The organism is Brevundimonas sp. (genome assembly GCF_023259385.1).
Classification (GTDB): domain Bacteria; phylum Pseudomonadota; class Alphaproteobacteria; order Caulobacterales; family Caulobacteraceae; genus Brevundimonas.
Genome location: NZ_JAHFPF010000142.1, coordinates 1 through 9,137, shown reverse-complemented (window position 1 = coordinate 9,137; position 9,137 = coordinate 1). Strand labels below are relative to the sequence as shown.

14 protein-coding genes are annotated in these 9,137 nt (G+C 67.9%); 7 read left to right on the top strand and 7 right to left on the bottom strand.

Annotated features, from left to right (window positions below; genetic code table 11):
* Positions 1–91 precede the first annotated feature (91 nt).
* The gene (locus Q0C81_RS11705) at positions 92–832 is read left to right on the top strand and encodes a C13 family peptidase (protein WP_291837878.1); all 741 of its coding nucleotides are present in this window, start codon (positions 92–94) and stop codon (positions 830–832) included.
* A gap of 185 nt (positions 833–1,017) precedes the next feature.
* Here Q0C81_RS11705 and Q0C81_RS11700 read toward each other — a convergent pair whose 3' ends face one another.
* Entirely contained in the window at positions 1,018–1,371 is a 354-nt protein-coding gene (locus Q0C81_RS11700; RefSeq protein WP_291837881.1) for a RusA family crossover junction endodeoxyribonuclease, read from the bottom strand.
* A complete protein-coding gene (locus tag Q0C81_RS11695) occupies positions 1,368–1,982 on the bottom strand; it encodes a peptidylprolyl isomerase (protein ID WP_291837875.1) in 615 nt (204 codons plus the stop codon). The genes Q0C81_RS11700 and Q0C81_RS11695 overlap by 4 nt, the downstream gene beginning before the upstream one ends.
* Before the next feature lie 85 nt (positions 1,983–2,067).
* On the opposite strand from Q0C81_RS11695, the gene fumC reads away from it, so the two are divergent.
* Complete coding sequence (gene fumC / locus Q0C81_RS11690) at positions 2,068–3,456, top strand: class II fumarate hydratase (protein WP_291837872.1); 1,389 nt, start codon at positions 2,068–2,070, stop codon at positions 3,454–3,456.
* A 28-nt stretch (positions 3,457–3,484) separates the two neighbouring features.
* Here the strand turns inward: fumC and Q0C81_RS11685 are convergent, their stop codons facing one another.
* The 3 genes from Q0C81_RS11685 to Q0C81_RS11675 all read right to left on the bottom strand — a co-directional run bounded on the left by Q0C81_RS11685 (position 3,485) and on the right by Q0C81_RS11675 (position 5,288).
* Entirely contained in the window at positions 3,485–4,498 is a 1,014-nt protein-coding gene (locus Q0C81_RS11685; RefSeq protein WP_291837869.1) for a hypothetical protein, read from the bottom strand.
* Positions 4,499–4,590: 92 nt separating this feature from the next.
* Positions 4,591–4,980, bottom strand: coding sequence for a YccF domain-containing protein (locus tag Q0C81_RS11680; protein ID WP_291837866.1), 390 nt, complete (start codon positions 4,978–4,980; stop codon positions 4,591–4,593).
* Positions 4,981–5,051: 71 nt separating this feature from the next.
* Positions 5,052–5,288: a DUF2171 domain-containing protein gene (locus tag Q0C81_RS11675; RefSeq protein WP_291837863.1), complete on the bottom strand. Its 237-nt coding sequence runs from the start codon at positions 5,286–5,288 to the stop codon at positions 5,052–5,054.
* Between the two features lie 72 nt (positions 5,289–5,360).
* On the opposite strand from Q0C81_RS11675, the gene Q0C81_RS11670 reads away from it, so the two are divergent.
* Positions 5,361–5,537: a DUF4169 family protein gene (locus tag Q0C81_RS11670; RefSeq protein ID WP_291837860.1), complete on the top strand. Its 177-nt coding sequence runs from the start codon at positions 5,361–5,363 to the stop codon at positions 5,535–5,537.
* Between the two features lies 1 nt (position 5,538).
* A complete protein-coding gene (locus Q0C81_RS11665; RefSeq protein ID WP_291837857.1) occupies positions 5,539–5,715 on the top strand; it encodes a hypothetical protein in 177 nt (58 codons plus the stop codon).
* Here the strand turns inward: Q0C81_RS11665 and Q0C81_RS11660 are convergent.
* Complete coding sequence (locus tag Q0C81_RS11660) at positions 5,712–6,644, bottom strand: EamA family transporter (protein WP_291837854.1); 933 nt, start codon at positions 6,642–6,644, stop codon at positions 5,712–5,714. The two genes, Q0C81_RS11665 and Q0C81_RS11660, sit on opposite strands and share 4 nt — an antisense overlap.
* Before the next feature lie 89 nt (positions 6,645–6,733).
* A complete protein-coding gene (locus Q0C81_RS11655) occupies positions 6,734–7,480 on the bottom strand; it encodes a Coq4 family protein (protein ID WP_291837851.1) in 747 nt (248 codons plus the stop codon).
* A 123-nt stretch (positions 7,481–7,603) separates the two neighbouring features.
* Here Q0C81_RS11655 and Q0C81_RS11650 point away from each other — a divergent pair, with 123 nt between their 5' ends.
* The 3 genes from Q0C81_RS11650 to Q0C81_RS11640 are packed head-to-tail and all read left to right on the top strand — an operon-like array spanning position 7,604 to position 9,053.
* The gene (locus Q0C81_RS11650) at positions 7,604–8,026 is read left to right on the top strand and encodes a YbaY family lipoprotein (protein WP_291837848.1); all 423 of its coding nucleotides are present in this window, start codon (positions 7,604–7,606) and stop codon (positions 8,024–8,026) included.
* A gap of 18 nt (positions 8,027–8,044) precedes the next feature.
* A complete protein-coding gene (locus Q0C81_RS11645; protein WP_291837846.1) occupies positions 8,045–8,281 on the top strand; it encodes a ribbon-helix-helix domain-containing protein in 237 nt (78 codons plus the stop codon).
* A gap of 49 nt (positions 8,282–8,330) precedes the next feature.
* Complete coding sequence (locus Q0C81_RS11640; RefSeq protein WP_291837842.1) at positions 8,331–9,053, top strand: SIMPL domain-containing protein; 723 nt, start codon at positions 8,331–8,333, stop codon at positions 9,051–9,053.
* The last annotated feature ends 84 nt before the right edge of the window (positions 9,054–9,137 follow it).

Here is a 9,137-nt window from a genome sequence, read left to right as displayed (position 1 = left end):
CGTTTCGCTGGATCAATTCCGCAAGAAGTGACCCCTTCCCCTCTCCGCCGCATGGACTAACTTGAGCGGACTGGAACAGCGGGGGTTGCGCATGCTTCGGGGTTTGATCGTTCTGCTGGCCGGGCTGCTGACGCTCGCCGGACCGGCGGCCGCGCAGGCGCCCAGCCGCTTCGAGGGGTGGACCTCGGCGATCATCCAGGCCGACTGGCGTGACAGCCGCGGACAGCCGATCCAGGCCTTCGACAACGCCCGGCGCGACCTGATCCGGGGCTTCCTCGACGCCGGCTTCAGCCGCACCGACATGGTCGATTATTCCCTGCGCACCGACAGCCCGGCGACGGTGCTGGCCGGCGTGCGCGCGGCCGCGGCGAAGACCACGCGCGGCTGCCTGATCTATTTCACCTCGCACGGCGCGCCCGACGGCATGGTCTTCGGCGATGCGCCGCGCATGGCGCCGGACCTCATGTCCAACATGGTGCGCAACAGCTGTGGCGCGCGCCCGACCGTGGTGATCATCTCGGCCTGCTATTCCGGCATCTTCGTCAACGCCCTGCAGGCGCCGAACAGGATGGTCCTGACCGCGGCGCGGCGCGACCGGCCCTCGTTCGGCTGCGGTGCTGACGAGCACTATCCGTGGTTCGACGGCTGTGTGCTGGAAAGCCTGCCGACCGCCACCGACTTCCTCTCCCTAGCCGCCACTACCCGCGCCTGCGTCAGCCGCAAGGAGCAGGAGGCGGAGGTCGATCACCCTTCCGAGCCGCAGCTGTTCGTCGGGGCCGACATGCAGATGCGCCTGCCGACGCTGCGCTTTCAGCGCAGCGATTCACGTTAGGCCGCGCTCAGAAGGCTCCGCCTTCTCGACCCGACGCGGCCGGCGGTTCAATCAAAGGGCGCCGTAGCTCTCCCTCCCCTCCTGGGGAGGGTGGACCGCGCAGCGGGACGGGTGGGGAGCCGAGCGCTCGGATACGAGTCGCCGCCGACGCGCCGACATCCCTCCCCACAAGGGGGAGGGAGAATTCAGTTTCGCGGAAACACCCGGATCGTGATGCGCTCGCGCTCGCCCTCGTGGCGTTCGACCAGCAGGCGGGCGACCTGGCTGTCGTCGTGGAACAGATAGCCCTTGATGGCGTCCAGCAAGGCCTTGGCCAGATTGTCCAGGTCCATCCAGGGCGGATCGCCGACGTGCTCCATGACGATCTCGACGACGTAGTCGCCCCAGGACGGACGCGAGGTCCACTCCTTGCGCATGAACTCATAGACCAGCGGCTTGTAGTATTTGGCCTGGGTGGTCAGCCCCTCGACGGTGATCTCGACCACGCCGTCCAGTTCGCGCGCCCGAACCTTGCCGGTCCCGATCCAGCCGGCGGTCACGGTCGGCACTGGGCCGGGACCTCGCCCACGATGCGGGCCGAGCGGAGGACGACCGGCGGAGTCAGTTGCTCCTGGCCGTTCGCCGGAGACATCTGGATGCGGCGCGCCACATCCAGCCCCTCGACCAGATGACCGAAGGCGGCGAAGCCCTGGCCGTCCGGATTGCGCCCCCCGCCGAAGTCGAGCACGGGCGTGTCCTGGGTCACGATGAAGAAGCTGGAGGTGGCGGTGTCCGGCCCGTCGCGGGCCATGGAGACGGCGCCGGCGACGTGGCGCAGGCCGATGTCGCGGGTGCGCTCCAGCGGGATGGGCGGGCGCGAATCGTCGTCCGAACCGCGCGGCGTGGCGGCCTGGATGACATCGATCGGATAGGGATTGGCGTTGGTCTGGCGCACCACGGTGCGGAAGAAGCTTCCCCCGTCGTAATCGCCGTCGGTGACGTAGGCGAGGAAGTTGCAGGTCGACAGCGGCGCCCTGTCGAGGTCGAGCGCGAGCACCATCCGCCCGGCGTCGGTCTCGAGCACGACCCGCGGCTGTTCCGCGCCGGTCGCCGTGGTCGCGCAGGCCGCGAGCGCCAATGCGCCCATGACCGTCGCCGTCCTGATCCGCATCACCGACCTCCTCCGCCTTGTCCGCGCGCGTGCTCGTGCTACACCGCCGCGCATCCTCCCGCCACGCCTGAAGAGCCTCTCCGCCATGACCCACCGCATCGAAACCGACACCTTCGGCCCGATCGAGGTTCAGTCTGACCGGTATTGGGGGGCGCAGGCCGAACGGTCGCTGGGGAACTTCAAGATCGGTTGGGAGAAGCAACCGCTGCCGATCGTCCGCGCCCTGGGCATCGTCAAGCGCGCCGCCGCCGAGACCAATATGGCGCTGGGCAAGCTGGACCCGGCCATCGGCAAGGCCATCGTCGACGCCGCCAACGAAGTGATCGAGGGCAAGCTCAACGACCACTTCCCGCTGGTCGTCTGGCAGACAGGCTCGGGCACCCAGTCGAACATGAACGCCAACGAGGTGATCTCGAACCGCGCCATCGAGATGCTGGGCGGCGAGATGGGGTCCAAAAAGCCGGTCCATCCCAACGACCACGTCAATATGAGCCAGTCGTCGAACGACACCTATCCCACGGCGATGCACGTCGCCTGCGCGGAACAGGTGGTGCGCGACCTGCTGCCCGCCCTCAAGCACCTGCACGCCGCGCTGAAGGCCAAGTCGGACGCCTGGCAGGGCATCATCAAGATCGGCCGCACCCACACCCAGGACGCCACCCCGCTGACCCTGGGCCAGGAGTTCGGCGGCTACGCTCAGCAGGTCGCCAACGGCATCGAGCGGATCGAGCAGACCCTGCCCAAGCTGATGGAGCTGGCCCAGGGCGGCACCGCGGTCGGCACCGGCCTGAACGCCCCCGTGGGCTTCGCCGAGAAGGTCGCCGAGCAGATCGCCGGCATCACCGGCCTGCCCTTCGTCACCGCCCCGAACAAGTTCGAGGCCCTGGCCGCCCACGACGCCATGGTCTTCAGCCACGGCGCGATCAACACCGTCGCCGCGTCGCTGTTCAAGATCGCCAACGACATCCGCTTCCTGGGCTCCGGCCCGCGATCGGGCCTGGGCGAACTGGCCCTGCCGGAGAACGAGCCGGGCTCCTCGATCATGCCGGGCAAGGTCAATCCGACCCAGTGCGAAGCCCTGACCCAGGTGTGCGTGCAGGTGTTCGGCAACCAGGCCGCCGTGACCTTCGCCGGGTCGCAGGGGCATTTCGAGCTGAACGTCTTCAACCCGGTGATGGCTTACAACTTCCTGCAGTCGGTGCGCCTGATGGCCGACGCGGCGATCAGCTTCACCGACAACTGCGTCGTCGGGATCGAGCCGCGCGAGGACAACATCAAGCGCGGCCTTGAAAACTCGCTGATGCTGGTCACGGCCCTGAACGGCAAGCTGGGCTATGACATCTGCGCCAAGATCGCCAAGACGGCGCACAAGAACGGCACCACCCTGCGCGAGGAAACGGTCGGCGGCGGCTATCTGACGAACGAGGAGTTCGACCAGTACGTCCGTCCCGAGAAGATGATCTCGCCGGGCTGAAGCGGTCCCGGCGAGGTCACGCTGAAGGCTAGGGGAAGGTCTTGAGCGCGTAGTCGATCATGTTGACGAGATAGGAGCCGCCGGAGGCGCTTTGGCCGATGTCCATCGCCTGGCCCGGCGCCGGCTTGCCACGACGGCCGTTCATGACCGCCGCGACCCGCGGCGCGGCCTCGTTGCCGAACCAGGAAAAGATCGGACCGCCCGAATGCCCGCCTTCGATGTCGAAGGTGTTGATCATGTTGGTGGCCTTGATGACGCTTCCGTTCGGCATGCGGAAATCCTTGGTCCGCAACTCGACGATGGCGGGCAGGCTGTCCGGTCCCTGGTAGGTGGGCCTTCCGTAGAGCAGCTCGGGCGGCGCCTGGTCCGACAGTTGCGGATAGCCGATGTGGCTCCACATCGCCTTGCCGTTCCAGTCCTTGTTCCAGCCAGTGAAGCCGAACCAGCCGACCGCGTTGCCGATGGGCTCAGCGAGGATCAGAACGGCCAGATCCAGCGCCCGGGTGCTGATGGAGCCGCCCGTGGCCGCATCCACGATGCCCGGCGGCACGAAGGGCGACGGCAGGTAAGGCACGGCGGTCACGACCTTGACGACCGGTACGTCTCCGAAGGGCGTCACCGGACCCTGATCCGCACGGTAGCCGGCGGCGAACAGGACCGGATGGTTGTGGGCGTCGTAGCGCAGGTCCGGCTTATTGGGATCGGAGCTGACATTCACCCAGTTCACCGCATGCGACACCGTCAGCACATGCCGGGGACCGACGAGGACGCCCGTGGCGAAGTCCGGATCGCCGGGTCTGCGCAGACGACCGACGGCGGCCCACGGGAAACGCCTGTCCAGCAGGAAGCGACGATTGTCGGGACCGACGTTCCCTTCCCAGTTCACGTGTTTGGGCGACCCGCCCAACGTCGGCGTCTTGCTGACCGGCGCGTTCGGCGGGACATAGCCGGGGCGCAACACCGGCTCGGCCAGGGTCTCGAACTCAGGCGCCCAGATGACGGTGTCGTCATCCCGACTTTGTAGTTCAATGCTGTCAGTCATCATGTCCTCCCTTGGATGTCCGGACAGCATCCGGATATGGGAGAACGACGTTACTTACGAAACCTGACGTTGTGGCGCGCCGCCAGTCGTCATCAAGGCTTGTCGCGGATCGTCCGCCCGACCGGAGCGAGAGCCAGCTTGGCCAGGTCCAGGTCCTTCAGCGCGAACGGGATGCCGATGATGGTGATGAACTCGGCCACCGCGATCAGCAGGTGCGACAGGGCGATGTACCAGCCCGCCACAAGGAACCAGATCACGTTCAGCACGACCCCGAGGCCGCCGGCGACGGGGTTCACGTTCTCTTGCCAGACCACTTCACGGCCGAACGGCCAGAAGCTGTAGCTGGCCATCCGCCACGCCGCGAAGGTCCACGGCAGGCCGACGATGGTCAGGGCCAGGACGGCGCCGCCGAACAGCCAGAGCAGGCCGGACAGCCAGCCGCCGAAGATGAACCAGAGGATGTTGAGGAGCAGACGGATCATGCCCTCAACATAAGCCAACGGCCCGCCGGTAACAGCGGGCCGCAGGTGAATTCGGGGTAACCTGGGAAAGGCTAGTGGGGCTTCTCGGTCCAGCGGGACTTGGCCTCGTCCTTCGTCACATTCAGATGGACGTGCTCATCGACATGGTCGACCCAGCTGACCGGAATCATGTGGTGTTTGAAGCCGCCGGCGAGATCCAGCTTGGCCAGTTCGATCTGGTCGCCGACGACGTGATCGACGCGGCCGACGTGTTCGCCGTCGGAACCGACGACTTCGAGGTGTTCGCGGATTTGCGATGCATCTACCATGAGTTCTCTCCTCAGACGGTTGGGTCTGGGAAAACCGCCCGATCCGCATCGGGTTGCATCACGGAGGTCGTCATGGGCGAGGTCGTGAACCTGAACCGGGTCCGCAAGGACCGGGCGAAGGCCGAGGCGAAAACCGCCGCCGCCGCCAATCGCGCCGCCCACGGACGCTCGAAGGCGGACAAGACCAAGGCGCAAAAGGAACGGACGCGCGCCGAACGGCTTCTGGATGGATCCAAGCTGGAGGACTGAGATGGGCGGCTACGCCCCGCACACCCGCGCCGGCCTGATCGCCCTGATCGCCATGCGCCGGATCACGGCTGAGAAGATCCGGCGCGAAAAGCTGGCGAAGGCCAAAGATCCCGCCGAGGCCGCCCCTCTGTTCGAGGCCGACCGGCGACAGAAGAAGGCGGGCTGGTTCCGCCGCTAGACCTTCTTCGGCGCGCGGATCAGCAGCGCCTGACCCGACAGCACCAGCAGCAGGCCGGCCAGGGCGGTCCAGCCGAAGCGCGCGCCCTCGAAGGTGACCGACACCAGCATGGCGATGGGCGGGGTCAGGGCCGAGATGTAGCTGGCCATGGCGTAGCCGAGGGTGCGGGCGATGGTGAAATACAGGCCGAAGGCGATCACCGATCCGAACAGCGACAGATACAGCAGCGAGCCGATGTAGGTCGGGTTGAGGTCCATGGTGAACTTCACCCCGGTCGCCAGGCCGTAGAGGACCAGCAGGCCGGTGCCGTAGGCCATGGCCCAGGCGGTCGAGGGAATGGCCGCCGAACCATGCTGCTGACCCTTCCAGGCGAAGAAGTTGCCGAAGGCCGAGGCCGTGGTGGCGACCAGGGCCAGGCCCACGCCCACCGCCGCCCGACGGTCGAAGCCGGCGCCCAGCACCTCTCCGCCCGACAGCACCGCCACCCCGATCAGGCCGAGGATCGCCCCGCCCCACGAGGCGGCCGCCGCCTTCTGGCGGGCGATCAGGCGGAACAGCACCAGGTTGATGAAGGTCAGGGAAGCGAAGGTCACCGCCACGATGGCCGAGGCGACGTGGGTCTCGGACGCGTAGGTGAAGCTGTAGCTGACCGAGAAGGCGAACGCCCCCTGCCCCAGCGCGGCCAGATGCTGGGCGCGGGTCAGCTTCAGGTTCTGGCGGAAGATCAGGCAGCCGACGAACAGCACCGCCGAGGCCAGGCCGAAGCGCCACACGATCGAGGCCAGCAGCGCCGTCGAGCCCATCTGCAGGGTGATGGCGTACCAGGTCGTGCCCCAGATCATCGCGCAGATGATGACCCCGCCGATCCCCAGCAGGGTGGTCCGGGACAGGCGCGGACGCGAGACGGGGGCTTCGGTCGGAGCGGTCATGCCTTGCAGATGAACCGCGCCGGGGTCCGGGCACAAGCCGGGTTATCGGTGATCCGACATAAGGCGTGCTTGTCTGTGCGGACGCGGGCTCAGGCGCGCAGCTTCAGCGCCTGCCGCGCCTCGACCGGGACGGCGTGATAGGCGCTGGCCGGACGGATGCCCAGATGGGCCCGAGCCTCGTCCAGCGGGCGGGCGAACAGGACCTCATAGTCCAGCCCCGGCAGCCAGCGCGCGACGCGGCCGTTGCGGTAGGCCTGCCAGACCGCGCGGCGGGCCGGGATGGAGCGGTTCTCGCGCTGGATCTCGCGCGCCGCGCCCCAGCCGATGAAGGCGAAGCCGAGGTTGTGGGTCTGGGCGTAGGAGAAGGCCACCACGCAGGCCTCGCCCAGCGCGTCGGTCTCATAGCCCGTCAGTACGTGCCAGATGTCGTGCACGTCGCGCAGGCGGCGCGAATACCAGATGACCGGATGCTCGGCGTCGGCCAGGGGCGCGACCTTGCGCGCCTCGTCGGCCAGCCCTTCGGCCGTGAAGCCCCGCGCCTCGCGGAACTCGCGGTAGGCGGCGCCGACCGTGCCGGGACCGAAGCGGACCAGCCATTCGGGGTCGTCCAGCCGGTGCGCCAGCTCCTCGCGCAGGAAGGCCTGGCGGCCGCCTTCCATGGTCTTGAGCATGCGGTTGTAGCCGTGGCCGATCGAACCGCCCGACAGGGCGCGCATGATCTCGAACACCTGGGCGGTGTCCTCCTTGTTGCGGATCAGACGACGGAAGGCCCGCAAGGCCGTCAGCGGCTCCAACCGTTGCGGCTTGAATTCATCGAAGTCGGCGGCGGCGGTCATGGCGCGTTCCGGTGGAGGACAGCGGCACCATACCGCGATCCGTCCCGCGGGTGAACGACGTTACCGTCGCAGCCTGATCGCTCCACATGTGTTAGGTTGTCTGAACCTGACGGAGGACCCTTCATGCAACGCGCCATCCTGATGACCCTTCTGCCGCTGGCCCTGGCGGCCTGTGCGCCCTCGGCGGCGCCGGATCCGCAGATCGGACACGGCATGACCACCGTGAACGTCACCGCCACCTATCGCGAGCGCATCCTGCTGCCGCCGGGCCATGTGTTTAAGGTGCGCGTCGAGGACGTCAGCCTGGCGGACGCCCCCGCCCGGGTGCTGGCCGAACATAGCGAGACCCTGGACGGACGGGGACCGCCGTACCAGGCGACGCTCGGCCTCCCCTCCAGCCAGATCGATCCACGGCACACCTACGCCGTTCGGGCCGAGATCCGTGATCCCTCGGGCGCCCTGCGGTTCACCACCGACACGCGTCACGCGGTGCTGACCAACGGCGCGCCCGCCAGCGCCGATATCGTGCTGGTCGGCGTGCGCTGAGCGTCCTACTGAGGCCGGATGCTGAAGAAGCGCTCCGTCTCCCTGTCCGGCCACGCCACCTCGGTGGCGCTGGAGGCTGAATTCTGGACCGTGCTGGACGGCGTCGGCGCGGCGTTGGGGCTGTCGCACGCGGGCCTTATGAAGCGGATCGACGAGACCCGCGGACGCACGCCTCTGGCCTCCGCCTGCCGCCTTCTGGCCCTGGCCTGGGCGGGCGGCGACCGATCTTTCGCGGGTCAGGTTTCGACCGATTGACAACCACCGTGGCGAGCGCATCGTCGGCGCTTCTTCAGGGAGCCCCGCCGTGGCCGTTCAGTTCGACAAAAACCTGCTGCCGCCCGCCGTCTTCGGGGGTCTGATCGCCATCGGACTGATCGGCGCGGGGGCCTTCATCGGGTCAGGCGTGGTCAACGCCCAGGTCGGCAACCGACAGGTGACCGTGCGCGGCGTGGCCGAGCGGAACGTGGTCGCCGACCTCGCCGTCCTGACCCTCAGCTTCAAGTCCGCCAACGACGACCTGCCGACCGCCCAGGCCCAGATCGATCGTGACCTGGCCGTGGTGCGCACCTTCCTGCGGACGCAGGGCTATCCAGACGCGGCGGTGTCCGTCGGCCGCATGCAGGTCACCGACACCAAGGCGCGCGAATACGGATCGTCCGAGAACCTGGTCCGCTACATCGTCTCCCAGAGCGTGACGGTGCGGACCAATGACGTGCAGCGTGTGGCGACCACCGAACGGGCGCTCAACGACCTGGTGCGCCAAGGCGTGCAGCTGGACTTCGCCGCGCCGAACTACGTCTTCACCAAGCTGAACGACGTGCGGCCCTCGATGATCGCCGAAGCCACCGCCTCGGCCCGGTCGGGCGCCGAGCAGTTCGCCAAGGATTCCGGCGCGCCGCTGGGGCCGATCCGTCAGGCCACGCAGGGCTCGTTCGAGATCCTGGCCCGCGAGGACATCGACACGGAATCAACCTCGCTGGACAAGCGGGTGCGCGTCGTCGCGACGGTGACCTACCAACTGCGCTGATCAGCCGACCGGCGCCGGCGCGGGCTGAGGATTCGGCACCGACGGCGGCTCGACCGGCGGCGGGGCCGGCAGGTCCGGCAGCCT

Excerpts from the sequence above, each read along its gene's own strand:
- Q0C81_RS11675 (WP_291837863.1), bottom strand. The coding sequence starts at position 5,288 with ATGGTAGATGCATCGCAAATCCGCGAACACCTCGAAGTCGTCGGTTCC.
- Q0C81_RS11645 (WP_291837846.1), top strand. The coding sequence starts at position 8,045 with ATGCTGAAGAAGCGCTCCGTCTCCCTGTCCGGCCACGCCACCTCGGTG.
- Q0C81_RS11685 (WP_291837869.1), bottom strand. The coding sequence starts at position 4,498 with ATGACTGACAGCATTGAACTACAAAGTCGGGATGACGACACCGTCATC.
- fumC (WP_291837872.1), top strand. The coding sequence starts at position 2,068 with ATGACCCACCGCATCGAAACCGACACCTTCGGCCCGATCGAGGTTCAG.
- Q0C81_RS11650 (WP_291837848.1), top strand. The coding sequence starts at position 7,604 with ATGCAACGCGCCATCCTGATGACCCTTCTGCCGCTGGCCCTGGCGGCC.
- Q0C81_RS11660 (WP_291837854.1), bottom strand. The coding sequence starts at position 6,644 with ATGACCGCTCCGACCGAAGCCCCCGTCTCGCGTCCGCGCCTGTCCCGG.
- Q0C81_RS11680 (WP_291837866.1), bottom strand. The coding sequence starts at position 4,980 with ATGATCCGTCTGCTCCTCAACATCCTCTGGTTCATCTTCGGCGGCTGG.
- Q0C81_RS11670 (WP_291837860.1), top strand. The coding sequence starts at position 5,361 with ATGGGCGAGGTCGTGAACCTGAACCGGGTCCGCAAGGACCGGGCGAAG.
- Q0C81_RS11655 (WP_291837851.1), bottom strand. The coding sequence starts at position 7,480 with ATGACCGCCGCCGCCGACTTCGATGAATTCAAGCCGCAACGGTTGGAG.
- Q0C81_RS11705 (WP_291837878.1), top strand. The coding sequence starts at position 92 with ATGCTTCGGGGTTTGATCGTTCTGCTGGCCGGGCTGCTGACGCTCGCC.
- Q0C81_RS11695 (WP_291837875.1), bottom strand. The coding sequence starts at position 1,982 with ATGCGGATCAGGACGGCGACGGTCATGGGCGCATTGGCGCTCGCGGCC.
- Q0C81_RS11665 (WP_291837857.1), top strand. The coding sequence starts at position 5,539 with ATGGGCGGCTACGCCCCGCACACCCGCGCCGGCCTGATCGCCCTGATC.